Genomic DNA, 26,137 nt, shown 5'->3' with positions numbered 1-26,137 from the left:
CAAAATTTAGTGCTGACTCAAAATGGCAGCAATCTAGAAATCACCTTTGACGCGGACAATAGTCCCAAAATCATCCTACAAAACTTTGCTTTAGAAAACCTGGATAACCTAAGCTTATCTACAGGAGCGACTGTAGACTTGGGCAATATCCTGTTTTCTGGGCAAACTACCATTACTGACAGCTTTGATGTCTTCAATGCCAACTCCACTCAAGGTACTATCTTCAACAAGAACACAGTCACCTTCCTTAACGATCTGAACAATAATGTTAGCGGCTTTGACAACTCAGATGATGTCATCAATGGTCAGGGGGGTGACGATCTTATTGATGGCAAAAGTGGCAATGATTTACTGCGGGGTGGTGTAGGCAATGATACTCTTATTGGTGGCGTAGGGAATGACATCCTCGTTGAGGATACTGGCAATAATTCCCTTGTTGGTGGTATTGGTAACGATACTTTCAATGTTGACTCTTCAACAGGCAAGAACACCCTCGATGGTGGCGCTGGTGACGATACATTGTATGCTCTGGGTTCACAAGGCAATAATTTACTCTCTGGCGGCGATGGCAATGATTATCTCTTCACCTCTGAGCTTCCTATTGCTGAGGGACACGACTTTATTGGCTCCTCAGGTAATAATACCCTCAATGGTGGCGCTGGTGACGATACATTGCGTGCTGAGTCTCCAAAAAGTAATAGTTTACTCTCTGGAGACGATGGCAATGATTATCTTTCCACCTCTGGCGTTGATGGTTATAGACTGGAATATATTTTTAGCTCCTCAGGCAATAACACCCTTAACGGTGGCATTGGTGATGATACCTTGCTTGCTGAGATTTCAACAGGTAACAACCTACTCTCTGGTGGCGATGGCAATGATTTACTCTCGATCTCTGGCATTGTCATCGGAACCGGAACCTACATTGGAGATACTTTCCATCCCTCTTCAGGTAATAATACCCTCAACGGTGGCACTGGTGACGATACATTACGTGCTGAGATTTCAACAGGCAATAACTTACTCTCTGGTGGCGATGGCAATGATTCCTTGTATCTAAGCACCTCATCCCCAGATACTGTCCGCTCTTATTTAGTGACTCAAACAGTAGATGGAGGTCAGGCTGACGATTTACTCTCCGTGGATTATAGCAATGCTACTGGAGGAATCACAACAACATTTAATGCCACTACTAACATTGGCTCAATGACAGCAGGTAAGTATCAAGTTAGTTATCAGAATATTGAAAGATTAAATATCTTAGATACAGCCTACGATGACAACATTGTGGGGAGCAATGGCAACGATACTCTCTCCATAGATAGTGGTGGCAAAGATACGATAGACGGCGGTAAAGGTGACGATTTGTTGAGAGTTGATTACAGCAATGCTACCACAGGAATCACAACAACATTTAATCCTACTACTAACAAGGGAGAAATTATAGCGGGTAGGAGACTAGTTAGCTACCAAAATATAGAAGGATTAAATATTTCAGGTTCCTACTATGATGACTTGATTGTGGGGAATAATGGCAATGATACCCTCGACGGTAGTAGTGGCAATGATACCCTCAAAGGTGGTAATGGTAATGATATCCTTATAGGTGACAGCGGTAATGATAGCCTTTATGGGGGAGCTGGTACTGATACCTTTGTTTTCAATACTTTCAGTGAAGGCGTCGAGCGCCTTTATGACTTTGACGCCACTAATGAACTAATTGAGATATCAACTCGTGGTTTTCCTAGTCGCGATTTATCACTAGGTGTACTTAAGACAAGTCAGTTTACAATCGGAGCATCTGCAACCACAAGTAATCAGCTATTTATTTATAACTCGACTACAGGTGGATTGTTCTTTGATGAGGATGGTAGTGCAGGTGTCTATAGTCAGGTACAGTTTGCACAATTATCTCCTGGCTTGTCACTAACCAACAACAATTTTGTGCTTTTTGCTCCTTATTAGCACTCTATCACTTGAAGCAGAAAAAATAGAAAATCGTCGAATTGCGATGTGCTTAAAACAGATGGGGGAGAAGAGGTAGTATTTTCTCCCTTATCTCCCCAAGAAAGATAATTTTTGAATACTGAATTAGTATTCTAATTACCCAAATAAGTCACTTCAGTTTTCTGCGATCGCACCCTCTTTAACGAGAATAAGGATTATTGAAGGTTTCCCAAGCAGCTTTTACAGCCTTTTGCAGGCGAAAGTTAAAGTCTATTAAGTCTTTCATCAATAAGTGCCAGTTTCTCTCAGCTTCATCTTGAATTACCGCCCAAGAGCTTTCTAAGCGATCGCGTTGCATCAGTTTCCTTCCTTCAATTAATTCCCTTGCTTGGCGCACGACTTTCAAATAGGTTTCACGGGTGAGAGTACCTGCTGAATCAGCCTCAGCTTGAGCGCGTCTTTTTAACGCCTCAATTAACGCTTTGGTTTCGCGCTTCACCTCATCAGTTTCACCAGCCATTTCGGTTTCCACTAATTTGTCGGTTTCAGAACTGATTTTTACAATTACTATGGATTCAGTAGATTCGATATTGTTAGAATTCATACTTAAAACATCCTTAATTGCAAAGTTTACTCTCCAATAAAAATTGCACTCTATCTTAATAGTCATTAGCCATTTATTTATTTTACAAGTGACAAATGACTAATGACAAATTAATAAGCTTTTGTTGGCAGTTGTTGCTCTAATTTCAGCAATGCTGCAACTCGCATTTCTGTAGCTGGGTGACTGGAGAATAAGTTACCTAAAAACTGTCCAGAAATGGAATTGATAATTAATAACGGCTCATAAGCTGGATTGGCATTTAAAGGCATTTGCTTTGCTGAAGCTTCTAAGCGTTGCAATGCCCTAGCTAAAGCGCGGGGATTACCAGTTAATCTCGCAGAACCGGCATCAGCAGAAAATTCTCGCGTGCGCGAAATTGCTAACTGGATAATTGTCGCAGCCAGTGGCGCAAGCATAACTGTTAATAAAACTCCTATTGGATTTCCACCTCTGTTGTCATCTCGCGAACCACCGCCAAACCATAAGCTGTAACTAACCATTTGGGCTAAGAATGAGATCGCACCAGCCACCGTAGCAGCAACAGCTTGAGTGAGAGTGTCACGATTAATAATATGGGTTAGCTCGTGGGCGATAACGCCTTCGAGTTCATCCTCTGGCAATATATTTAAAATACCTTCAGTGACAGCTACAGCAGCATGTTCTGGATCGCGCCCTGTAGCGAAGGCGTTAGCACCAGGGCTAGGAACGATATAAACTTTAGGCATGGGAATGTTAGCGCGATCGCTCAATCTCTGCACCATCCGATAAAGTCCTGGTGCTTCCCTTTCACTCACAGGTTGCGCCTGGTATACTGCTAGGGCAATTTTATCTGATTGATACCAAGAAAACAGGTTGGTTGCTGCTGCCAAGCCAATCCCGATAATCAAACCACTAGAACCGCCAATTACCCAGTAACTAATTGCAATCAAAAGACCACTTAGTGCAGCAAGCAAAGTAGCCGTTTTCAATTGATTTGTCATGTTTTTGCTCTCCTGCTAATGCTGTGTAAATTTTTCCGAAAACAGCATTACTTCAGCTATATTTTGATTTTATCCAGCTAAACTTAGAAATATGGTATAGAAAACCTATCAGATAAGTACGGTTTTCCTACTTAAGTTTTAATAGTACTAATTTAATTATAGAATCAACGTTAATAAATAGTAAAAACAACATCTATCTATAGGCAGAAATTACAATGGTGATGCTTAAATTAGGCTATGTATACACCATTAGTTAAGATCGATTTACTTATAAAGATTCTGAGTCTATTCCTTCTGCTTGATATATTTGTTGGGAAAATAGCTGAAAATCTAATTCGCACGCGTTCAAAGCTTCAGTGGCTTGTGAGTATTTTGGGGCATCAAACAAATCGCGATCGCGGATTTTAGGCAACCAAGAACGCAGTTTATTTAATTCCGCCTCGTTTTCTTCTAATTCTGCAAAGGTGAGATTACCTATTTTCCGTTCCTCGCTCAATTCGCTATGCAAATCCCGACATTGCCCCAAAAACTCTTGATATTCTCGATCTGCCTGCTGTTGAAAACGATTTACCAACATAGCGTTTTGATCGGGTTCATCAATCCAAATAATCAATAAATCTGCTTCACCACCACCTGCTGTAATGTCTGCTTTCAATTCTGCTAAATATTGTTGCAAGTCTTCTCTATGCGGTAGCACGCACACCGACTGCTGTAGATAAAGTGCGCCCCAGCCCTTGAGTTTACGCCAAACATACACCCGTTGCGTTGAAGGCTGTGCGGGTACTTTGTACACCAATAAGTTCCAACACTTTCTGTCCATAGATAGATTGTAACAGGTGTTGCATTAAATCGATTTTATTGTTAGTCTACTTATGAAACAACTGTTGCATTGCAGAAAATTATGAGTCTGAATCATAAAGTCGGAAGCTCACTTATTGGTTCTCAAGAATTACAGAGTTGATGTAGTAAAAGCCAGTCAGGTAAACAGGAAATATGCAACTACAAAATAAATTTTTCCAGACAATTCCCGGCACTGTTTGGGTATTGGGATTTGTCAGTTTGCTGACAGATATTAGCTCTGAGATGATTAATTCTGTATTGCCCTTATTTTTGGTATCAGTTTTAGGGGCGAATGTTTTGACTGTGGGCATCATCGAAGGCATTGCAGAAGCAACAGCCTCAGTTTTAAAAATCTTTTCGGGAGCGTTGAGTGATTATCTAGGACATCGTAAAGGATTAGCGGTGTTTGGGTACGGCTTATCCACCTTTGTTAAACCACTATTTGCTGTAGCTAGCAGTCCAACTGGGGTGTTAATAGCTCGATTTGGCGATCGCATTGGTAAAGGTATTCGGGTAGCGCCCCGCGATGCCTTAGTCGCCGATTCCACCGATCCAGAGGTACGCGGTGCAGCTTATGGATTGCGTCAATCCCTTGATACTATCGGAGCATTTTTGGGGCCTTTGGCAGCATTCACCCTGATGACTGCTTCCAAAAACAACTTCCGCCTGGTTTTTTGGCTAGCACTCATCCCTGGATTTTTCGCAGTCGCTTTATTAACAGTAGGAGTACGCGAACCACAAACAAGTGAAACTCAAGGAAACCGAAGCAATCCTCTGCAATGGCAAGCTTTACGCAGCTTGAGTCAAGGATACTGGGTACTTGTAGCAGTGGCATTGTTATTCAATTTAGGCAACTCCAGCAATGCTTTTTTGTTGCTGCGAGCAGAACAAACAGGCATTTCTGCCTCACTTATACCATTGACATTAATGGTGATGAACATTGCCTACTCATTCAGCGCCTACCCATTAGGAATACTTTCCGATCGCGTGGGTAAATTTGGGTTACTGGTAGGCGGATTTCTTTTATACGCTTTAGTCTATCTGGGTTTCGCTTTTGTGCAGACACCTTGGCAAGCTTGGGGATTGTTTGCCCTTTATGGTCTCCATCTGGGCATGAGTAAAGGATTGCTATTGGCGCTAGTGGCAAATAGTATACCTGCAAATCTGCGTGGCACTGCTTTTGGATTCCTCAACTTGGCTGTGGGATTAGCGCTTTTACCTGCCAGTTTGCTAGCTGGTGGATTGTGGCAAACACTGGGAGCAGAGGCGACATTTATTACTGGAAGCGTGTTTGCGTTGGCAGCTGTATTATTGTTAGTTTCTCAAAAAAACAAATATTGAAAAGCAAAAATGGTATCCTTGATTTGAAATCAAATCAATGGCGATGGAGCTCGCCGAAACCGCCTTTCCAGTCCGAAAATTCATCACTGGAAGGCTGATGGCTCCTACTTTCCTTGCTAACTGCGGGAGAGTAGGGCTTGGCTAAATGCATTACCTGACTCCCCTGTAGAAAGTATCTCTCTACAAATCGCACCTCAAGGAGTCATGGTATGAAACACCTTCGTCAGTTTGAACCATTTATTGCCTTACCCCACTTAATCAAGTGGTTGCCCATCTCCTTTGTCGTTGGCATTCTTGCTGGAACAGCTTCTGCGGCTCTTTTAGCATCATTAGAATGGGCAACTGATTGGCGAGAATCACATCGGTGGATTATCGCCTTGCTTCCTCTTGGTGGCTTCTTGAGTGGTTGGATTTATCATCAATTTGGTCGGACTGTAGAAGCAGGAAATAACCTTTTACTCGAAGAAATTCATAACCCCAAAAATATTATTCCTTTTCGTATGGCTCCTCTTGTTTTATTAGGAACAGACCTTACCCATTTTTTTGGTGGTTCAGCCGGTCGTGAAGGTACAGCATTACAAATGGGTGCTTCTTTGGCAGACCAGTTAACTAAAATATTGCATTTTCAAGGGGCTAATCGCAGAATTCTGTTAACGGCAGGTATCAGTGGGGGATTCGCTTCAGTTTTCGGTACTCCCTTAGCTGGAACCGTATTTGGTCTAGAAGTTTTAGCAATTGGTAAAATTCATTACGACGCTCTTTTTCCTTCTTTAATTGCTGCGATCGTTGGAAATCAAGTAACTTTACTATTAGCTTTACATCATACAGCATACCGACACGCTCAGTCTATACCGACGCTCACAATTTGGGGATTGATTTCTGCGATTATCGCAGGTACAATTTTTGGAATTGTCGCGAGATTCTTTGCTAAAGTAACTCACCAAATTAGCCACTTATTTAAAGCTAAGATATCCTATCCTCCAATACGTCCTTTGATAGGCGGTGCGATAATAGCAGCAATTGTTGGATTGAGTGGAACAACCAAGTACATTGGGCTTGGTATCCCAACCATTGTTGATTCTTTCTATACTCAGCTATCTCCTTGGGATTTTGCTGCCAAATTGGGTATGACTGCTTTAACTCTAGGAGCAGGTTTTAAAGGAGGAGAAGTGACACCTTTGTTTTTTATTGGTGCAACTTTAGGTAATGCTTTGTCGTTGCTTTTAGCATTACCTGCACCACTGCTAGCAGGAATGGGATTTGTGGCTGTGTTTGCGGGTGCAGCAAATACACCTTTGGCATCCACCTTAATGGGAATTGAATTATTTGGTCTGGAATCGGGGGTATTTATTGGTATTGGTTGTGTAGTTAGCTACTTATTTTCAGGTCATTCTGGAATTTACTCAGCACAGCGTATTGGGTTGAGTAAATACTCTGCTGTATATTTAGAAGAAGGGGTGACTTTGGCTAATTATGGACGAGAAAAAGTTGAGCCAAAAATTGGTTTACCTGATGATGGCAAAGAAGGAGGAAATAATTCTTAAGAATAATTTTTTGATGCAATGAATGAATAATTGGGAAAGTGCGTATTTTACTACCGTAGGCATCGCATAGTCAGAAATCGCTATTGTATAAAGGAAAGTAGCCACTCAATCAAAAAGAGAGGGGAAAATCGCACATAAATTTGCTGGGCAAAAGGTGTCTGAAATCCTGAAATACAAGAAGGGTAGTATAAGACAAGCTCCACTCCCGGAAGAATCGCCCAGTTGGGATGAGTTTTGTGAAATGTTATGGGAAGAGATTGAAGCGGGTGCTGAGGTAAATCAACTGGGTTTTAAAGTTGTTCGCAAGTTATTAAGCGATAAGAGGTTTGATAAATGAAGAATCATGGATTTGGCAAACTAATTACCTTTCTAAGTCAATTAGAACAAGAGACAATTAGTTACACTTTAGCTCATCATCGCGATGAAACTATTATGGTAAATGTGGCGGTGGCTGGAGAACGATGGGAAGTGGAATTTTTTGAGGATGGTTCGGTTGAAGTAGAACGATTTATTAGTAGTGGAGAGATTAATGGGGAGGAGGTTTTTAGCGAACTATTTGCTATGTATTCAGAGCTAGAAACTAATTCTGCCAACTATACCCAAAATGCTAATTTTACAACCACGACATGAAGGCGATCGCATATACCAAAGTTCTGGGTAAGTTAAGTCAAGGGTATACTGTACGATACTAGTATCCACAGCAGTACTGCGGCAGCAGTTTTGTTTTTAATTTAAGAGTATAGCCAGTTCGAGTTTGAAGCAGACAAAAAAATATTTAGGGATAAAATTTATACATGAATCAACTAAAGCAAATACTTCAAGAGCGAAACTTGTCTCACGCTTCTCTAGCTGAAATGCTCAAAATAACACAAGAGACAATTCAGCTTTGGGAAAAAGGTAAAATGGAAATTCCCCCTGCGGCACTGAAAGACCTCGCAATTGTTCTTAATTGCTCAATTGACGAAATTATAGGAGTCTCTAAACAAAAGCGTTCCGGTTATCCTGACTCATTTTTTGCTAAATCAGATATAAATATAGTTTATCATTTCGGAGGTATAAAATTTAATCTCCAAGGACTTCAAAAATCACTTGATTATCCAATTGATAAACAGGCAGCAAAGTCTGTTTATTGGTATTTACAAAAGCCAGAAGATGAGCCAGTCCATCAGTTTCAGTGGATGGATATCGAGACAATGAATAACTATATAATTTTTATTAATTTAAAAGCTTTAAAAAGATGTGATTTATATACTGATGCTAAAGAAGAATCTCCTATATTCTACCATCCTGAAATTTATCGAGTATTGACTGATTGGGATATTCTTGATGAGCCAAATGCAACTGTTGAAGATATTGCTGCAACATTTAATATTTCTGAGACTTTAGCTAAGGTAATTCAGTCTATTGAAAAGGAGTTACAAGTAAAATATGATAATTGTGATTCATGGGAAGAATTTAATTACCTTAAAGTCTACTGGCTCGATGGAACTCAAACATTTCATTATTTAAATGAAGACCTTTATTCAAACCTAGAAAGTTTGCGAAATATTGCTGGAGATCCGAGTATATATCCTGAAGCACATCAAGGTACAAGATTTATACAAGAGTATGATGAGGAAGGTAGCACTATGTTTCTGAATCTTGAACATATAGCACTAATTGAAGTACCTGCTGTTAAATTTTGGCAGATAGCTTGCGCGTCTGAACCTGAATTTTTGAATTTGAGAGATATTTCTCCTTATCTTCCTATTAAGGAGTGACATACTTCCATATAACCTGGTATTTATCTAATTTTTATCTAAATGTGTAGACGTAAAGCAGCTTGTTGTAGACATCACACTTTCTACCAGATGAGATGCTAATGCATATTTTGCCAAAAATTATAGATCCAAATATGGAAATAACTATGTACAATTTGTTTATATGCTTCGCTATGAAGTAAGTAAGTTTGCACTTAATTACTTGATTATTTACTAAATCATCGCTTCCAATTCTTCCAAAGCTTGAAAACTTCCTACTTGCCAGCTACGTTCCACAGCAGCAGGGATAATCTCAGTAATAGCTATATCTTCAAAATTAGGACTGGTGTCAGATTTTATGTATTTCCCCTCTTTCAACAAATAAATAGAAAGGCTCCCGCTATCGTAAACCCATAGTTCTGGAACTCCAATGGCTTCATAAGCATCAAGAGTAGTTTTTGATGTGACATCAGTTTCAATTGCTAAATTAGGCGGCGGATCGTCAGGTTGTAAGCGGCGACGACCAATCATTTGTTGATAATTCTGAATATAAAAGCAAGCATCAGGTTCAACTCCTGCTAAACCTTGCTTTTTAAAGGTGGTGGAACCAAAAGGTTGATATCTGATATCTTTAGCCTTTAGCAATATTTTGACAATATCAGAAATTAAATCTTTGGGTATTTCATGTTCTGGTAAAGGAGCCATAATTTCTAAAGTACCCTGGCTGTAGGCAATTCGTGTAGTTCTTTTTTCTCCCAATTCTTGTAATATAGATTCAAATTCTTCCCACTTAACATCTGGAATTGTTACTGTGCTACCAGGCGCTAACTGCATCTGGCTAACAGGTTTGAAAACGGGGATGGCAGGAGTCACGTCGCTTCGCTCCAATTCAAGATTCAAAATTCAATATCTGTCAGGTTGCGGTGGATAATACAGCCCACCGTAACCTTTAGATTAATAAAATGAGTTTAACAAAAGCGACTAAAAGCGATCGCTCTACACCTTAAACTTCTCGGTAATCCGCTTCATCGCCTCTTCGACATTCTCCCGGCTGTTAAACGCCGATATGCGGAAGTAACCCTCACCCGCAGCACCAAAACCAGAACCAGGTGTCCCTACAACGTTGACAGTTTGCAGCAACTTATCAAAGAATTCCCAACTGGACAAACCATTAGGCGTTTTCACCCAGACGTAAGGTGCATTCACGCCTCCATAAACTGATAATCCGGCGGCTGTGAGTTTCTCACGGATAATTTTGGCGTTTTCTAGATAGAAACTCACCAATCCCTTGATTTGTGCTTGTCCTTCTTCGGAGTAAACCGCTTCCGCTCCCCGTTGGACAATGTAAGAAACGCCGTTGAATTTGGTAGATTGGCGACGATTCCACAGTTTCCACAGTTCGACATCGGAACCATCGGCGGCTTTTGCTGTGAGTGTCTTCGGTACTACAGTTAACGCGCAACGAGTTCCTGTAAAACCTGCATTTTTGGAGAAAGACCGAAATTCGATCGCAACTTCTCTTGCACCTGCAATTTCATAAATTGAGTGAGGAAGCGACGGATCGGTAATATAAGCTTCGTAAGCTGCATCAAAGAAAATAATCGAATTATTAGCTTTAGCATAGTCTACCCATGTTTTGAGATATTCCTTGGTAGCAGTTGCGCCAGTGGGGTTATTAGGAAAGCAGAGATAAATTAAATCGACTTTCTTTGAGGGAATCTCGGCGGTGAAGTTGTTATCAGCCGTAATTGGTAGATAAACTAAACCCTCAAATTCGCCTTTGTCGTTGGTATCCCCAGTATTTCCCACCATAACGTTAGTGTCTACATACACAGGGTAAACTGGGTCAGTAACGGCAATTACGTTGTCATGACCAAAGATTTCTAGAATGTTGCCTGTGTCGCACTTGGAACCGTCGGAGATAAAGATTTCGGAAGCATCTATGTCGGCTCCTCGTGCTTGGAAATCTTGAGTTGCAATTTTCTCCCGTAACCAAGCGTAGCCTTGCTCTGGGCCGTAGCCTTTGAAGGTATTGCGATCGCCCATTTCTTCCACAGCTTTAATCATCGCTGTGCGGCAAGCCTCCGGTAGCGGTTCGGTAACATCACCAATACCCAGCCGGATGATTTTAGCATTACTGTTTGCTTCTGCAAAGGCATTCACTCGCCGAGCAATTTCTGGAAACAGATAACCCGCTTTCAGTTTCAGGTAGTTGTCGTTAATAGTCGCCATTATGTAGATATGAAAAAACGCCCTCAAATAGCTTACTGCTAATTTATGAGGGCGGGGAGTGGGGAGCAGAGGAGAATAACTACTGACTAATGACAAATGACAAATTCCCAACTAGACATTTACCGGTTGTTTATTATCGGCTGAATAATTGTTGTGATCGCTAATTACAAATTCCGTAATTGATTCTTTACCTGTAATCAATCTTGCTCCGCGATTACGGGTGAAATAGCTCCATGCCCACTGAATCATTACTACTAATTTGTTGTTAAATTCAATTAAGAAGTAGATGTGAATAAATAGCCAAAACAGCCATGCAACGAAACCTTTCAGCTTGGTAAAGCCCAAATCGACTACAGCAGAATTATGCCCAATCATTGCCAAACTACCATAATCGGTATAAGCAAAGGGTGGCAAATTGTTTCCTACAAGCCGCTTTTGGACTAGTGCTGCTACATATTCACCTTCTTGCTTGGCTACAGGTGCAACACCAGGTAGCGGTTTACCATTTTGATGAGAAAAATTTGCTAAGTCGCCAATTACAAAAATATTGGGATGTCCCTTAATACTCAAGTCAGGTTCAACGATAATCCGTCCAGCGCGATCGCATTCGGCATCTGTGCGTTCTGCTAGCACTTTTCCCATTGCGGAAGCTTTTACACCTGCTGCCCATAATACCGTTTTTGAGGCAATTTCTTTAACTTCATCGCCTTGTTTGAGGGTAACAATATCATTTTCAATATTTGTTACCAATGTTTTTGTCTGCACAACCACCCCCAACCGCGTTAGAGATGCTTCTGCTTCTTGTGATAACTCTGGTGCAAAGGGTGGCAAAATCCGATCCAAACCTTCTAATAGCAAAATCTTGGCTTCTGAAGTGTCGATGCTGCGGAAATCTTCTTTGAGAGTTTGATTTGCTAATTCTGCGATCGCACCAGCTAACTCTACACCTGTTGGGCCACCACCCACAATTACAAAAGTTAACCAAGCACGGCGTTTTTCTGGATCGGTTTCTTTTTCTGCGGCTTCAAAGGCTGAAAAGATCCGACTACGCATTTCTATCGCATCTTCTACAGTTTTCAAGCCTGGGGCGAATTCTTCCCAGTTATCTTTGCCAAAGTAAGAATGCTTCGCACCTGTGGCGACAATTAACGTATCGTAAGGTATTGCTTCGTCACCCACAATCACTTTTTGCGCTTCTGGATCGATATTATTCACCTCTCCCAACAGCACTTTCGTATTCTTGCTCTTGCTGAGGACAGAACGCAACGGTGAGGAGATATCAGCCGGAGATAGCGCACCTGTGGCGACTTGATATAAAAGGGGTTGAAATAAATGAAAGTTACGTTTATCAATCAGAGTAACGTTTACTGCTGCTTTGGCGAGTGTTTTTGCTGCATAAAGTCCACCAAAACCACCGCCAACGATTACTACTTTATGGGGTGGATTATTGTCAAGTGAATTTACCATAAGAAATATTATCGTGTATGCCGACTATTGTAACTATTCTTAACAGATTTGTATCAAAATTGTCATCATATATTTTGTATTGCTCTTTACATTTGAAAAAGTATTAAAGTAATCGAGACTACAGGATAAACAAAATTTTTTAAGAGAAAGGTACAGACAATAAGAGTTTGGGATATTTCAATCCCTGTTTATCTGTGTAGATTTATCAAAGGTAGATGTAGAATTTATGCAACTTTAGTCAGAAATAGTTGACTCTGGTGTTTGTGGCAAACGTGGTGAATGAGTTCGCCGCCAACGCCTAAAGCCATAGACAAGAGCAACAAAAATTAACAAATAGGGGCTGTAAACAATTAACCAAATACCCAGTTTAAGTAAGCCAACGGAAAATGCCCTCAAAGAATGGGTAGAGTTATTCCAAGTTTCCTTAACTTGCAAACCCAAGTCAGGTTGGGGACTGGTGCTAGAAACTGCTGCTTCTAGGTTCAGCGTAATAGTGGAATAAGCAACTTGATTTTTGAGGTTTTTCAGTTGGGCATCAATTTGTTCTATGGTTTGTCTGACATTACTCAGTTCTTGGGCAACACTAAGCACATCTCTGACTGAACCAGCCCGATCCATAATTTTTTGCAAATTGGCTTCAGTTTTTTGCAAATTAGTTAATCTGGCTTGGAAATCTACCAGGCGATCGCCTACATCTTCAGCAGTGATATTACGACTATTAACGGTGCCTAATTTAGCTACTTGTTCTAGAGTAGGTTCTAGCCGATCCTCTGGTATCCGCAATTGGATTGTTGCTGTGTAACGCGGGTTGTCGTTTTTGGGTTGTTGTTGTTTCAACCCGATTAAATCCCCTTGCTGTTGATTGATAATTTGCGAAACAGCATCGACAGTCTTATCTACAGAGTTAACAGTCAAAGAGATTGCTGCCTTTTTGATCAGTTGGGGACGAGAACGCGCTATTGGTGGAGCTTCTGCCTTTTGGGAAATATTGTTTTCACGAGCAGCTAATTGATTTACTGCGCCACCAGCTGCCATTTGAGGTGCAGACTGATTTGTTGACCGATCCGAAGAAGCGCAACTGGTGAAAATTACCCCTCCCAATAACGCACTTATAAATAAAGCAGATGTGCGCGGTAATTTAGGCGAAGTATACATAATCTACCCCTAGATGGATGAAGTTAACCCCAGTATTACTGAAGTAAAACTCAAAGCCTGTATTGTTGCGATTTATTTAACAGGGTTAGTCATTTTTATTTACAGAGCTTGATGAGATATCTCAAAAAGATTATTAGCAAGTCATTTGACGATTATTTCAAAAAATATCTGCAACAAGTCTGTTTGCCAGTAGGGTCATAAAATTGCTTTATGATAGTTGATATTTTTGAAATTGTTTGATTTTGAAAACAAGCTGGATCTGCGATCGCCAGTGCAAAGTGCAAATCTGCCTTTCTTTATACCAATTCAAAATAGCCTTCATAGCCTGAAAGGGCAACTTTACCTTTAACTGAACGCAAAACATCGGCTAGTTGCCGATGTTGGTCGTCGGTCATTTCATAAGCGTAAGCCTTGCTATCCCCACGGGAATCGTGCGGGTAGGGGGGTCACAGTAAAATAATGTTTCTGGACTATCGTAATGCGATCGCACTCAGTATTTGCTGTTGATAAGAACTAGCAGCAATTTCAGGATGGTTAAGGTTATCGGCAGTAAAGAAGTAATAAAAAAGCTAGATTATCCATCAGGTAAATAGTGCTTTTGTACTGGTTGGCGATCGCATTTTTTGGGACTATGTGCCAGTTGTATAAGTCCCGATCATCTTTGGCTAGCTCAAACTACTGAGTTAATGTAAAGCATTTATAAGGAAAATATATCAATAAAGAATTGGCAGTGCTAGACTAAATGTGATTTTCTCCACATTGCTGATAATCCTATGGAATCTAGATTTCTTAAGCAAAGGCTTGATACACTAAAAGAGAATATCACTCAGATTCTAGAGCAGCAAAAAAACTGGGAGAAAGAATTTTTTCTAGCAGATGGAAATCCTACACAAAAAGATAGATGCAGAGAGCGTATTCGTGATTTAAAGAGTCAATTTTATGAGTATAACGAAGAATACGAGCAACTGAAGCAGCAAGCCATAGCTGATCCATCGATCAGGCAGAGTGCTAGTGAGCAGCTAAACCGGATTGAAATTGGAGTGCAAGATCTTAAGTATGGTCAAGCTGTGATTTTGGGTGAGATCGATCAAGCTGTGCAAGTATTACTCGATCGTTACGATGAATCTCAACGTAGCACCGTTGCAGAAATAACCTCACATCTAGATAAAAATCAGTTTCAATTGCTACAGGTATTGCTAAATATTTTAGATAGCAACACAATACCAGATGCCGAAATCCAATCAATGACGGCGTTGATTGAGAAGCGACTTGCCACTCTTCCCCCTGACCAAGCGAATGTGGCAGGCATTACTAGAGCAAAAAAAATTGCTAAAGATCCAAGTTTAGATACCAAACACCGCCTCAAACTTTTTCTCCCGATTATTCCTATCATCTTGAGCTACGAAGGTGAAATCGAATTGGGAGCAGGAGCAAATCTACCAGGCGTTTGGGATTGGGTAAAAAAAAAGTTGCTTCCCTAGATGGAACTTCAGTCAACTCACAGGATCAAAGCCAGCAACTACGTGAGAAAATCTTACAATTAAAACTTGATTCTTTACGTCGTCGAATAGAATCCCTTGATCAGCATATCAATGATGATATTGATATGAAAAATCAATTAGAAATAGAATTACGTAATCCAGTATCTTCGCAGCGGGAAGGTGAATTAAATAACGAAATTGTCAGAATTGATACTAATCTTCGCCGTCATTATCAAGAGCTAAATGACTTAGAAAATTCACTCCAACAAACTCTACAGCCTCACATTGCTGAAGAACTTGATGATAAGAAGAGACTAGAAGAGCTTCGCACCAATGCAGATCTGATTCAAAAGACTCAAATAGGTCAAGAGATCGAAGAAACAGTACAGCATGTACAAAAACATCAAGAGCAAAGAGAAGATATACAACAAAAATTAGATGAGATAAAAGAAAAGATTGATTCCAAAGTTACACCACTAGTTCCTCTACGACCCTGGAGAAATAGAAATATCTTTGTTTTGCTGGTTTCCTTCGTTGTTATTTTATCAATTGCTTCAATTAGCATAAAGTCATATGCTGATTCGCAACAACAGAAATATAATGAAGAGACTTGCAATAAAAAATTAGAAAAGACAGGCGATCGCAAAAAGGCAGCTAAGAGTGTTTTAGATGCTTGTCTTAAACTTACAAGTAGCCAGCCAAATAACATTGATGCTTGGAAAAATGCAGGAAGAGCATCACTGCTTACTTGGCTTCCTAAGTCAGATGAGAAAGCAAAGAAAAATTTAATTGACAACACAAAAGGGTATTTTCAGCAAGCTGTGGAAAAAAGTGGAGGCAAAGATCCACAAGCATTATTTTACTGGAAATTTATGGATGACTTTGAAGAATTTACTTCAAAGTCCAAAGATAAATCAAATCCGAACTTTCAGTGCAATATGAATGCTTCAAAACGATATAAAGAAGCTTTGGCAATTTATAATCCCCCTCCTGATTCTGGCAAAAAAGCATATATAGTATCTCAGAGCGATGAGTTTATTCTGCTAGAGTTAAGTCACTTTCTGATTCATCGTGATGGTGAGTCTGGGCAAAAAGATGCAATTGCTTTGCTAGATGGTGTTCTGAGGGCAAATCCAGATCCTCATTATCAAAATAAACTCCTTAAAAATATCTGGTTAAGTAAGGCAGACGCACAAACTCGGCTAGAGAAGTACGATCAAGCGGCAGAATCATTAAAGCAAGCTCTTAATTATGCACCTAAAAATTATAAAATCTTGCAAGATTTAGGTGCTGCTTATGCTCAACTTACACTCGAACCATCCACTGAAAATAAAGATGGAAGTCGTGAGCGTGCAATTACATACTATGAGAACGCACTTGAGTCTTCTCCTAAAAGTTATTTTGCATGGAGAAACCTGAGCTTTCTGCATTACTTGCATGGAAGATATCAGGAAGCCGTCAAAGCTTTTGATGAAACTTTAACTTTTAGTGGAAAAGACCTAGACAATGACAATAAAGATTTAATCAAAGAATATAGTGAAATTGCCCAAGCTTGTAAAAATGGGGGAAACTGCATTCTAAACAAAAAAAATGAGCTTAAAACAAAACTGAAGAATAAAGGCATATTTTATAAATACTTTATCACTCATGAGTTGATTGAAAGAGAAGTTGTCGATCCCTTCTTTGATGTAGAACATGATTTGTTCTACAAATGCCGAAAATAGGTAAATGCTGAAAATAGGTACTTCACTCTGTTTTAGTCGGTTCTCATTCTACCGACTTAATCCTCTACTCTAGACATCAAACCAATGCTTCATCTCCGATTCCTACTGATTACTTGTGTTGCAGCAACTTTAATTCTGTTAAATAGCTGTAACCTTTGGGTCAAAGAACAACCCCAGATTTCTCCAACCTTAGATACACCTAAAACAGAACTTTCCTATCTCGTGGCACTTGGGCTAATGAAAGGGCATCTGTCTGTCGCAAACGATCTGCTAGAACAAGGCACCCCAGAACAGGCTGAACCACACTTGGGGCATCCCATAGAAGAGCTTTATGCTCAAATAGAGGAACAATTGTACAGATATCAAAGACGAGAATTCCGCTCAACTTTAGAAAGCTTACATGAATTATCAAAACATGCGCCTGCTAGCCCAGAGATTAAAATCAAATATGATTCCTCTATTGCATCAATCAAAACTGCTGTTGACTCTATTCCACTCGAAAAACGGCAATCACCAATGTTTGTGATGGATGCGATTAGCGAGATATTACAAACCGCAGTAGATGAGTACAAGAGTGCAGTGGTAGACAATCGGATTGCTGCACTAATAGAATATCAAGATGCGCGAGGATTCATTGGTTATGTTAAAGAATTGTATGGAACTATCTCCAAGAATATAAACCAACAATTCCCTGCAACGCATACAGCAATTAACTCTAATTTGGATCAGCTTCTTAAGAAAGCATTTCGTTCTGTTAATCCCCCCGTTAAAATTATGGAACCTGAAGAAGTGTCTAAAATTGTCAAGACTATTCAGGAAACAGGAAGTTCTCTCTCATGGAAATAAGTCTTTGCACCCCACACAATATTGTTTATCATTGTTCGCTGTTAGACAAAACTATCCCTCTGTATTATTTCGTAGTCATTTTGTGAAATTAAATATGATTCCTATACTTGTCACAGTTAACTATGAACGCAAGGTTCTCCCCAATACGTAGTAATCGCTGGAGCAAAAACTGAAGAGTCTTTTGTCGATGCTGGTTGACAAATATACTTAGCTCGATTTTTTATAGCCAGTATTCTATCAGTATCCCTGACATAGAGTGGCATCATCATTTCCCTTTGCTCCAACAATTCGGACAACCCAATGTGAATTTCCTTCCCCTGATGAAATAATGCACGCGCCGCTTTTTTACCATTCGTGCTAGTTCAGCACCGTTACAGTTGATGGTTTTGTTGAGAATAATCCGCCATTCTTTCTCTGTAAGGCGATCGCAACCATTGCAGTATTGCTCATCAAAAACGATCAACTTTTTTAAACTTGAACAAAAGTGTATCACAGGCTACTATTCTTTGGCAATCGCAACGCCCGCCGTTCGCGGAGTGTCTCGTAGAGAAGGCATCGCAAAACTTTTCGGTCTACTGAAACTGAGTAACTTTACTTGCTTGAGATAAAGAAGTTAGGCGATTATTGCCGTCGTAAACACTCCCCCTCAGTCCAAAGAGATAAATTGAATGATTGATAATTCATCTGTGTTACTCAATTTGAGGTACAATCGTAAGCCTGCCAATAAATGACGACGCTTGCTGACAGGAGATGCTTCTATGGCCCGGATGTATTATGACGAAGATGCCAATTTAGACCTTTTGGCTGGAAAAACTATTGCTATTATCGGCTATGGTTCCCAAGGTCATGCCCACGCTCTCAATCTCAAAGATAGTGGTTTGAATGTGATTGTGGGACTATATCCGGGTAGTAAGTCAGTTGCAAAAGCTGAAGCGGCTGGGTTAACTGTGAAAAATGTTGCAGATGCGGCCAATGCTGCTGATTTCATCATGATTTTGTTACCTGATGAAGTCCAAAAAACGATTTACAAAAACGAGATTGAACCCAATCTAGAAGAAGGGAATGTGTTAGCTTTTGCCCACGGGTTCAATATTCACTTTGGGCAAGTTGTACCACCGGCTAACGTCGATGTGGTGATGGTAGCACCAAAAGGGCCGGGGCATTTGGTACGGCGGACTTATGAAGGTGGTGAAGGCGTACCAGCGCTGTTTGCAGTTTATCAAGATGCCAGTGGTCAGGCACGCGATCGCGCCATGTCTTATGCTAAAGGTATCGGTGGTACTCGCGCCGGTGTTCTGGAAACTACTTTCCGCGAAGAAACTGAAACAGATTTATTTGGCGAACAAGCGGTATTGTGCGGTGGTTTGAGTGCTTTAATCAAAGCCGGATTTGAAACTTTGGTAGAAGCTGGTTATCAACCAGAATTGGCTTATTTTGAATGTCTGCATGAAGTCAAGCTGATTGTTGACTTGGTTGTAGAAGGTGGTTTAGCCAAAATGCGCGACAGTATTTCTAACACGGCTGAATATGGCGATTATACCCGTGGCCCGCGGATTGTCACCGAACAAACCAAAGCTGAAATGCAGAAGATTCTCAGCGAAATTCAATCTGGGCAATTTGCACGAGAATTTGTTCTGGAAAACCAATCTGGTAAACCAGGATTTACCGCCATGCGTCGTAAAGAAGCTGAACACAAAATTGAGGAAGTTGGTAAAGATTTACGCGCTATGTTTAGCTGGTTGAAAAAGGCTTAAGCACTGAAGTTGTGCTTTCACTAGTTTAAACACACAATCGCTTACAAGCAGCACAATTTTGACCTCCCTTCCCTTCCTCTCTCCTAAGAAGAGAGAGGCTTTAAATCTTACTCCTCTTCCCTGCTAGGGAAGGGGTTGGGGGTTAGGTCTGTATTGGACTCAACTGCAAACCGCTATAGTATGCGACTGAGGCATATTCTATTAACTTTTAATATCTTGAACAATCCGAAAACCAGCGTGCTGATAAAAATTGGGACGGAACCAGTTGCGGTAATATTTTAAAGCTTCTGTACCATTAGTTATCCAACATCCTCCTAACATCATTTGATGTTTATCATCAAAAAAGATGGCAGAATTATCTTCATAAAGAAAATGAGGCTGATATCCTGGAAGCGGGTTTAAGTTATTACTCAACCATTCCCAAACATTCCCACGCAAATCATACAATCCCGAATAACTTTTAGCTGTTTCTAACATCCCAACGGGACTAGGGGAGCCAAATTTTAAATTGAGATTATAATTTTCTACATCATCTAATAAACTATTACCATAAGTTGCTAAATGGTATTCTGCTTCACTCATTAAACGAGTATCTTTTCCTTGCCAACGACAATAAGCTATTGCTTCATAATGATTGACTTCCACAGGCCAATCTAGAGGTAAGTCAATTTCATCAAACATAGCTCGATATTTGTAGCTACCATTTTCATGTAACCAAAATTTAGGGCATTGAATACCGTATCGAGTTTTCCAATTCCAAGATTCTTCATCCCAATATTCTTGATTTTCGTAGCCACCAGCCTTGACAAAATAGATAAAATCAGCATTGGTAATCAGATATTTACTGGCGAAAAAGGGTGCAACTTCAACAGTGCGATCGCCATAATCAATATCCCATCCATAAGTTGAATCATCTAAGGCTTTACCAAGTTTTACTACCCCACCAGCAACTTCGATCGTTTCGTTCTGAGGAGTGTAACCATTAAAAGGAGCATATTGCCAATTTTGAGGACGTTTCACTCTCTCAATTGGTAGTTGGCGAATTAACATCGAAGAAGTTTCAATGTGAATACGCTGGTGTTCCATCCCCATCATTAAAGCCCAAAGGGGATGATTTGGATGAATTGGCAGAGTAATTGGGATGGTTTTAATTACTTCATAAATTACAGAATATGCTTGTTCTCGGTACTCCCAAGTTTGTGCAACTTGCGGCCATTCCAAATGAGCGATCGCTGCATTCAACTCCTCTGGTTTTTCTGGATCTACTCCAATTTCAAACAAAATTTCATACTCTGGATTGAGGCGTTTTTCTAATAATCCGACCTGAATTAATTTATTGATGTAGAAAACAGCCGAATGTCCCAGATAAAAAATTAGAGGATTTCTCAAAGGGTCAGGATTGAGATAAAATGTCTCTTCCCCGACTAGACTTTTCAATAATATATCTTCCAATTGCCAAGCATTTTCAAAGTAATTGAGGAGCGCTTGGTTATTACAACTATCGAGTTTTGGAGGTTTAGCAGATTGTAGACTATTCATGGTCTAATTCCTATTAGTGAACAATGAAACAAATTAATTATCTATAATTTCGATTTGATTCCTGAATTTACTTGCATAAGTAAAAAATACGGAAAAAAACAATAGATATGTACTGAGTTTTTTGAAAAAACAAATATTAATCTTATCGGATGTATTAAACACAATAGCATTTAAGAAGAGATCAAATAAGATTATTAAATATGACAGATTTATTATTTAATAGCAATACTTATTATTTAATATTAGTTTTTTAAATAGTACTAAAACTGCATCGATTTAGTGTGGTAATCCCGTAGATTTGAATAATTTCATACTTGTTGAATTAATTAAACTCTCAGCCAAGAAATAATTCAGTGGTAATCAATATAACTATATGATTAAATGTAAAGACTCTTGAAACTATTACCAATGAAAAATTACAACTCTCTAAAGAGGGTTTTATTTGTCTTAAATTATTTAAAATTAAGTGAAAAATAATTGTAGGTTGAGTAGCAAAGCCCTTACTACAAACCTTTAATTGTTTACGTTGTCCTACTTAGGTGGGTAAAATAATGACTACAACTTTGCAAGACGCATCTCCAATTATCATTGCCCACCGAGGTGCTAGCGGCTATCGTCCAGAACATACTTTAGCTGCTTATGAATTAGCGATCGCACTTGGGGCTGATTATATTGAACCTGATTTAGTTTCCACCAAAGATGGTATTTTAATTGCTCGTCACGAAAATGAAATTTCTGAAACCACCAACGTTACAATTCATACAGAGTTTGCTCACCTGCAAACCACTAAAATAATTGATGGCGAATCAAAAACTGGCTGGTTTACTGAAGACTTTACCCTAAAAGAACTGAAAACACTACGAGCTAAAGAGCGAATTCCCCAACTGCGATCGCAAAATACCACCTATGATGGACTCTTAGAAATCCCTACGCTGCAAGAAATTATCGATTTAGTCAAGGTTAAAAGTGCCGAAATTAATCGGACGATTGGCATTTACCCAGAAACTAAGCACCCAACTTACTTTCAATCTATTGGGTTAGCCCTAGAACCACCCCTACTTGCAACTTTAACAGCTAACGGTTATCAGGGAGCTAACGCACCTGTTTTTATTCAGTCTTTTGAAGTCGGTAATTTACAAGATTTATCCACAAAGACTGATTTACCTCTAGTGCAATTGCTGAATAACAGTGGTAAACCTTATGATTTTGTCGTTAGCGGCAATGAACAAACTTATGCAGATTTAGTCACAGCATCAGGTTTAGCAGAAATTGCCAAATATGCACAAGCGATTGGAATTCATAAAAATTTATTGGTTCCTAGAGACAGCAATGGTAAATTGCGTTCGCCTACATCATTAGTGATAGATGCTCATGCGGCTGGTTTGCTGGTTCATGCCTGGACTTTCCGCAATGAAGACTGTTTTTTGCCACTGGATTTTCAAGGAAATCCTCAAGGTGAATATGAACTATTTTTCAGCTTAAGTGTTGATGGCGTATTTAGCGATTACCCAGATACAGCAGCTTGCCACCGTACTCTTCAGTGGTAACTTGGTAAGGGAATAGAAAATCACGGCAAGGTAACATGGTTTTACTTAAGTGGAAATCCTGTATAACAGCAATAACCTTCACCGCAATCAGTCTGGCTGCATCGAAGTCGGCATTGGCGGTATCTTTATACTCACTTACTGACTTAGGCAATCTTACAGGAGAAGCCTACAGTTATGCTACAGACATTAATAACTCAGGTGAAGTAGCGATTAATTCTTTGGACAGTTCTTTTTTTTACAGTAATGGTTCTGTCAAAAAAATTAGTCCGTTGCCTGGTGATAATGTACTTGCAGTGAGTGGTATCAATAACTTGGGGCAAGTAGTTGGTAATTCCATCGGTAAGACCGACGGTGATAATAACGTCTTTATTTACAGTGATGGAACAACGCAAAATACCGGTCTTAAAGGCATTCCTTATGCTATCAATAACTCAGGTGAAGTGGTTGGCGGTACAACTGGTGGCGGTATATTCCCAAAACTTGCCTTTCCCAACGGAGCCGCTTTCCTATACAGCAATGGTACGACGACTATTATTAACAATAATTTAAAAGAAAATTATGTTGCCTATGGCATAAATAATCTAAGTCAGGTAGTTGGCATTTTCGGTTCTTCCGGCCGAGCCTTTTTATCCGACAAGGGTGTAATCACTAATCTCGGTACCCTCCCTGGTGACAGGTACAGTCAAGCAAATGATATTAATGACTCAGGACAAGTAGTTGGTAGTTCGGGACTGACTGGCGTAAATGATAGTCGTGCTTTTGTGTACAGTCCCAACACAGGACTCCAAGACCTCGGTAGGTTACGTCCTACAGATTTGTTTAGTACTGGTTTGGGGATCAATAATTTGGGTCAAGTAGTCGGGTTTTCTGGCACTAACAATAACTTTTTTGCCGCAGATGGCAATGGTTTACGGGCTTTTCTTTATAGTGATAACACTATGTACGACTTAAATAACCTGATTGCTCCTGGTTCAGAGGGTGGCTTTACCTTGACAGCAGCATCTGCCATTAATAATAATGGACAAATTGTCGGTCGTGGTGCAGTTAATGGTGAATTACACGCCTTCCTCTTGACGCCAATCTCATCTGTCTCTGTAGCTGAACCGACTTCAGGCTTTCCTATCTTGTCGTTCGGTGCTGGTGTAATTTTATTTCCAGCACTTAAGCGCAAACGTCACTCAAAAAGTGCAGCCATACAATAAAGAAGTTAATGCAATAACTTCAGGCAGACAAAATGATTACTTGGGAATATGGATTTATAAAAATGCTCGTTGAAAATTCTTGAGGATATGTCTCTAAGCCATGCTTCGAGACACATCTCTACTTTAGGCAAGGGATGACATCACTTAAATTGTTCTTGATATTTCACAAACTAGTCATCACCTGAGCTAATTGATTAGATAAATCAACTACAGAACCCTGGCATTTTTTAAATAAAACTCCAGCTAAAAAATAATAATCGCCAGAATAAAATGCCATCTGATTTTTTTGGAGTTTTTCGATGTGCTTCTTTACCTTGGGGTCAGAGCTATAGTAGCCGAACTTTAAAGGTAACACCATGAAGTTTTGAACATAATAACCATTTTGTTTTGCTATGTTCAACGTATTGATTGGGTTAGAAAAGCTAGATATTAAAACCAATACATTTTCATAATCTAACGATAAAAGTTCATTGGTAACTGTAGCTCCATCTACACCCCCAAATAAAAGTGGCATATAAATATCGTTATCTGGTGCGGGTAGATAGGGCGGATTAGCTACAAGATACTCGGCATCGGGTTGAGAAGAATTAAACAAAGACGAATTGTGGATGATGTATTTATTAGTGAGATTGTATTCATCAATGGTTGAATTTGCAACTTTCCATGCAGAAGTATTTAATTCAAATCCCTGGATGACACCATCAAAGTTGTTTCTTAATAAAGAATTAATTACAGGGCTACCATCTCCTGAACCAAACTCCACAATAGATTCGGAATTTTTACAATTTCTGATAACAAAGCTTTCTAAGCAGTTTGAGTAGAAATTAGATTCTTCTGGGCAAAAAAAGATATCTTTCATTTGATTGCACTTCCAGGTGTAAGGTATAATCAATGTAATAGGTGGTTGTCTATTACCTTGTATTCAGGCAATAAAAAGTTTTCCTTTAGCAATCCTTTGCTAAAGAAATCTGAGCGCAAGTGAATTAGCAATAAAATGATTTAAAGATGTCAAATTAAAAGGCTAATAATAACTTGCTATTTTGATTTTTTAGATTGCTCATAGGAATAAGGCGGCTTATTCTGCTTCGCGTATCGATCGCACAACAGCCGTCCCGGCGCGATCGCTCATGAGTTTCTGCTGATCGTACCCAAGCAGCAATTCCCATGCATCATTGGGATATCGTTCTGCTAATGGCAAAGCCACATCATCTAACATCCAACGGCCGTGGCGTTCATCTTCCCTGATGTGTAGTTCCCAATAACCCACTGCTACTTCTGAGAGTAAGAGCCGTTGCGCCGCCACCATATAATTTTTGTAAACCGCAGGGCCAGCCACCTCAAAATAGGTCAAACCGCCGCTATAACGCAGGAAATAGCGTTTGCGCTCAGTCATCAAAAAATTATGATTGGTAGAAGCCAAAACTTCCCAAGGTACTAAATCGAAATATGCCTCTGGTTCAGTGTTCATTCCAAACTCAGCAAGCATTTGGGCAAAAAAAGTAGAGTGCTTGCGAGATAAACGACCATTGCCGTATTCTTCTATTAATACTCGCATCAGCGTACATTGCACTTCATTAGCAACACCACCCAAAATGCGGGAAAGATGACTAGCTTCAACCAAGCCATCAAAGGAGCCGATCGCTAGCAGGTGACGATAGCCAGATTCAGTCATTTCCTCACGAATGTAGCGGCTACTCTGTGACAAAAGCGGATCTAAATCGGCAGATGTGCGCTCAATTAGAGCTTGTTTTACATCTAATTGTTGCAGTGCAGCCACATCGAATTGTGCCAGTTCCCACTGTTGCCAAGCAGCTTCAATCTGGTCGCGACATGAGGACAAGTAAAGCGATCGCTCATTGTTATAATGCCGCAAATCGTCGTACCAAAACAGCTTTAGGCGATTAATTCGATAAAGTATCCGTTGAAGAAAACGGTGAGCCTGTTCATCAGAGCGATCGTTTTCATAAGCAGCCCCAATTGCCATAGAGAGCGCCTGTTCAAACTCACTAGCTATTGAAGGTTTTGCATCCAGTTGACGATCCAAATCCTCCATTGCTAGCAGTTCTATAAATTGCTTCTCAGCACGGTCGTACTTGGTAATTGTTTTTTCTTCAGTTGGGGTGCTATTTTTCGTAGCCCCAGCATTAGGAAATATAAGTAAATTGCTTTGCATGAAATCTTTGGTAGCTTTAGAA

General features: G+C 39.9%; 22 protein-coding genes and 1 riboswitch. Of the genes, 12 read left to right on the top strand and 10 right to left on the bottom strand.

Annotated features, from left to right (window positions below):
* Window positions 1–9: 9 nt before the first annotated feature.
* Window positions 10–1,965 carry a calcium-binding protein gene (locus RMZ95_RS21690; RefSeq protein ID WP_322684733.1) on the top strand — a complete coding sequence of 652 codons (1,956 nt, stop codon included), beginning with the start codon at window positions 10–12 and terminating at the stop codon, window positions 1,963–1,965.
* A gap of 181 nt (window positions 1,966–2,146) precedes the next feature.
* Here the strand turns inward: RMZ95_RS21690 and RMZ95_RS21685 are convergent, their stop codons facing one another.
* The 3 genes from RMZ95_RS21685 to RMZ95_RS21675 form a co-directional block, all read right to left on the bottom strand.
* Window positions 2,147–2,551 carry a hypothetical protein gene (locus RMZ95_RS21685; protein WP_322684734.1) on the bottom strand — a complete coding sequence of 135 codons (405 nt, stop codon included), beginning with the start codon at window positions 2,549–2,551 and terminating at the stop codon, window positions 2,147–2,149.
* A gap of 110 nt (window positions 2,552–2,661) precedes the next feature.
* Entirely contained in the window at window positions 2,662–3,531 is an 870-nt protein-coding gene (locus RMZ95_RS21680; protein ID WP_322684735.1) for a zinc metalloprotease HtpX, read from the bottom strand.
* Between the two features lie 268 nt (window positions 3,532–3,799).
* Window positions 3,800–4,324, bottom strand: coding sequence for a Chromate resistance protein ChrB (locus tag RMZ95_RS21675; protein ID WP_322684736.1), 525 nt, complete (start codon window positions 4,322–4,324; stop codon window positions 3,800–3,802).
* Window positions 4,325–4,524: 200 nt separating this feature from the next.
* Between RMZ95_RS21675 and RMZ95_RS21670 the strand changes: the two genes are divergently transcribed.
* From RMZ95_RS21670 to RMZ95_RS21650, 5 genes are all read left to right on the top strand, one after another.
* Entirely contained in the window at window positions 4,525–5,712 is a 1,188-nt protein-coding gene (locus tag RMZ95_RS21670) for an MFS transporter (RefSeq protein WP_322684737.1), read from the top strand.
* A 30-nt stretch (window positions 5,713–5,742) separates the two neighbouring features.
* A riboswitch (Fluoride riboswitch) is annotated at window positions 5,743–5,826 on the top strand.
* A 95-nt stretch (window positions 5,827–5,921) separates the two neighbouring features.
* Window positions 5,922–7,256 carry a voltage-gated chloride channel family protein gene (locus RMZ95_RS21665; RefSeq protein ID WP_322684738.1) on the top strand — a complete coding sequence of 445 codons (1,335 nt, stop codon included), beginning with the start codon at window positions 5,922–5,924 and terminating at the stop codon, window positions 7,254–7,256.
* A 154-nt stretch (window positions 7,257–7,410) separates the two neighbouring features.
* On the top strand, window positions 7,411–7,593 hold the full coding sequence (locus tag RMZ95_RS21660; RefSeq protein ID WP_322684739.1) for a hypothetical protein: 183 nt from the start codon (window positions 7,411–7,413) through the stop codon (window positions 7,591–7,593).
* Window positions 7,590–7,886 (top strand): hypothetical protein, encoded by a 297-nt coding sequence (locus RMZ95_RS21655; protein ID WP_322684740.1) that lies wholly within the window; start codon window positions 7,590–7,592, stop codon window positions 7,884–7,886. The genes RMZ95_RS21660 and RMZ95_RS21655 overlap by 4 nt, the downstream gene beginning before the upstream one ends.
* Window positions 7,887–8,050: 164 nt before the next feature.
* Entirely contained in the window at window positions 8,051–9,016 is a 966-nt protein-coding gene (locus RMZ95_RS21650) for a helix-turn-helix transcriptional regulator (RefSeq protein WP_322684741.1), read from the top strand.
* A gap of 213 nt (window positions 9,017–9,229) precedes the next feature.
* Here the strand turns inward: RMZ95_RS21650 and RMZ95_RS21645 are convergent, their stop codons facing one another.
* From RMZ95_RS21645 to RMZ95_RS21630, 4 genes are all read right to left on the bottom strand, one after another.
* Complete coding sequence (locus RMZ95_RS21645) at window positions 9,230–9,868, bottom strand: Uma2 family endonuclease (RefSeq protein WP_322684742.1); 639 nt, start codon at window positions 9,866–9,868, stop codon at window positions 9,230–9,232.
* A 123-nt stretch (window positions 9,869–9,991) separates the two neighbouring features.
* Window positions 9,992–11,227 (bottom strand): LL-diaminopimelate aminotransferase, encoded by a 1,236-nt coding sequence (locus RMZ95_RS21640; RefSeq protein WP_322684743.1) that lies wholly within the window; start codon window positions 11,225–11,227, stop codon window positions 9,992–9,994.
* Window positions 11,228–11,338: 111 nt separating this feature from the next.
* Window positions 11,339–12,694, bottom strand: coding sequence for an NAD(P)/FAD-dependent oxidoreductase (locus RMZ95_RS21635; protein ID WP_322684744.1), 1,356 nt, complete (start codon window positions 12,692–12,694; stop codon window positions 11,339–11,341).
* A gap of 234 nt (window positions 12,695–12,928) precedes the next feature.
* On the bottom strand, window positions 12,929–13,849 hold the full coding sequence (locus RMZ95_RS21630) for a DUF4349 domain-containing protein (protein ID WP_322684745.1): 921 nt from the start codon (window positions 13,847–13,849) through the stop codon (window positions 12,929–12,931).
* Window positions 13,850–14,622: 773 nt separating this feature from the next.
* On the opposite strand from RMZ95_RS21630, the gene RMZ95_RS21625 reads away from it, so the two are divergent.
* The 4 genes from RMZ95_RS21625 (at window position 14,623) to ilvC (ending at window position 19,654) form a co-directional block, all read left to right on the top strand.
* Window positions 14,623–15,330: a hypothetical protein gene (locus RMZ95_RS21625; RefSeq protein ID WP_322684746.1), complete on the top strand. Its 708-nt coding sequence runs from the start codon at window positions 14,623–14,625 to the stop codon at window positions 15,328–15,330.
* Complete coding sequence (locus tag RMZ95_RS21620) at window positions 15,303–17,054, top strand: tetratricopeptide repeat protein (protein ID WP_322684747.1); 1,752 nt, start codon at window positions 15,303–15,305, stop codon at window positions 17,052–17,054. Before RMZ95_RS21625 ends, RMZ95_RS21620 begins: the two co-directional genes overlap by 28 nt.
* Window positions 17,055–17,138: 84 nt before the next feature.
* Entirely contained in the window at window positions 17,139–17,900 is a 762-nt protein-coding gene (locus RMZ95_RS21615) for a hypothetical protein (RefSeq protein WP_322684748.1), read from the top strand.
* A gap of 740 nt (window positions 17,901–18,640) precedes the next feature.
* Complete coding sequence (gene ilvC, locus RMZ95_RS21610; RefSeq protein ID WP_409883413.1) at window positions 18,641–19,654, top strand: ketol-acid reductoisomerase; 1,014 nt, start codon at window positions 18,641–18,643, stop codon at window positions 19,652–19,654.
* 201 nt (window positions 19,655–19,855) lie between these two features.
* Here the strand turns inward: ilvC and ovoA are convergent, their stop codons facing one another.
* Window positions 19,856–21,193 (bottom strand): 5-histidylcysteine sulfoxide synthase, encoded by a 1,338-nt coding sequence (ovoA, locus tag RMZ95_RS21605; protein ID WP_322684749.1) that lies wholly within the window; start codon window positions 21,191–21,193, stop codon window positions 19,856–19,858.
* A 551-nt stretch (window positions 21,194–21,744) separates the two neighbouring features.
* Here ovoA and RMZ95_RS21600 point away from each other — a divergent pair.
* Window positions 21,745–22,740 (top strand): glycerophosphodiester phosphodiesterase, encoded by a 996-nt coding sequence (locus tag RMZ95_RS21600; protein WP_322684750.1) that lies wholly within the window; start codon window positions 21,745–21,747, stop codon window positions 22,738–22,740.
* 35 nt (window positions 22,741–22,775) lie between these two features.
* Entirely contained in the window at window positions 22,776–23,942 is a 1,167-nt protein-coding gene (locus tag RMZ95_RS21595) for a DUF3466 family protein (RefSeq protein WP_322684751.1), read from the top strand.
* 163 nt (window positions 23,943–24,105) lie between these two features.
* Here the strand turns inward: RMZ95_RS21595 and RMZ95_RS21590 are convergent, their stop codons facing one another.
* Both RMZ95_RS21590 and RMZ95_RS21585 read right to left on the bottom strand, forming a co-directional pair.
* Complete coding sequence (locus tag RMZ95_RS21590; protein WP_322669543.1) at window positions 24,106–24,801, bottom strand: SAM-dependent methyltransferase; 696 nt, start codon at window positions 24,799–24,801, stop codon at window positions 24,106–24,108.
* A gap of 216 nt (window positions 24,802–25,017) precedes the next feature.
* Complete coding sequence (locus RMZ95_RS21585; RefSeq protein WP_322684752.1) at window positions 25,018–26,115, bottom strand: iron-containing redox enzyme family protein; 1,098 nt, start codon at window positions 26,113–26,115, stop codon at window positions 25,018–25,020.
* Window positions 26,116–26,137 lie beyond the last annotated feature (22 nt).

It is taken from the genome of Nostoc sp. DedQUE07 (assembly GCF_034530975.2).
Lineage (GTDB): Bacteria > Cyanobacteriota > Cyanobacteriia > Cyanobacteriales > Nostocaceae > Nostoc.
This window is presented reverse-complemented; position numbering and strand designations above follow the sequence as displayed.

Coding starts and splice junctions, on each gene's coding strand:
- RMZ95_RS21600 (WP_322684750.1), top strand. CDS start 21,745: ATGACTACAACTTTGCAAGACGCATCTCCAATTATCATTGCCCACCGA.
- RMZ95_RS21655 (WP_322684740.1), top strand. CDS start 7,590: ATGAAGAATCATGGATTTGGCAAACTAATTACCTTTCTAAGTCAATTA.
- RMZ95_RS21615 (WP_322684748.1), top strand. CDS start 17,139: ATGCTTCATCTCCGATTCCTACTGATTACTTGTGTTGCAGCAACTTTA.
- RMZ95_RS21670 (WP_322684737.1), top strand. CDS start 4,525: ATGCAACTACAAAATAAATTTTTCCAGACAATTCCCGGCACTGTTTGG.
- RMZ95_RS21630 (WP_322684745.1), bottom strand. CDS start 13,849: ATGTATACTTCGCCTAAATTACCGCGCACATCTGCTTTATTTATAAGT.
- RMZ95_RS21650 (WP_322684741.1), top strand. CDS start 8,051: ATGAATCAACTAAAGCAAATACTTCAAGAGCGAAACTTGTCTCACGCT.
- RMZ95_RS21635 (WP_322684744.1), bottom strand. CDS start 12,694: ATGGTAAATTCACTTGACAATAATCCACCCCATAAAGTAGTAATCGTT.
- ovoA (WP_322684749.1), bottom strand. CDS start 21,193: ATGAATAGTCTACAATCTGCTAAACCTCCAAAACTCGATAGTTGTAAT.
- RMZ95_RS21685 (WP_322684734.1), bottom strand. CDS start 2,551: ATGAATTCTAACAATATCGAATCTACTGAATCCATAGTAATTGTAAAA.
- RMZ95_RS21665 (WP_322684738.1), top strand. CDS start 5,922: ATGAAACACCTTCGTCAGTTTGAACCATTTATTGCCTTACCCCACTTA.
- RMZ95_RS21590 (WP_322669543.1), bottom strand. CDS start 24,801: ATGAAAGATATCTTTTTTTGCCCAGAAGAATCTAATTTCTACTCAAAC.
- RMZ95_RS21585 (WP_322684752.1), bottom strand. CDS start 26,115: ATGCAAAGCAATTTACTTATATTTCCTAATGCTGGGGCTACGAAAAAT.
- RMZ95_RS21595 (WP_322684751.1), top strand. CDS start 22,776: ATGGTTTTACTTAAGTGGAAATCCTGTATAACAGCAATAACCTTCACC.
- RMZ95_RS21640 (WP_322684743.1), bottom strand. CDS start 11,227: ATGGCGACTATTAACGACAACTACCTGAAACTGAAAGCGGGTTATCTG.
- RMZ95_RS21680 (WP_322684735.1), bottom strand. CDS start 3,531: ATGACAAATCAATTGAAAACGGCTACTTTGCTTGCTGCACTAAGTGGT.
- RMZ95_RS21625 (WP_322684746.1), top strand. CDS start 14,623: ATGGAATCTAGATTTCTTAAGCAAAGGCTTGATACACTAAAAGAGAAT.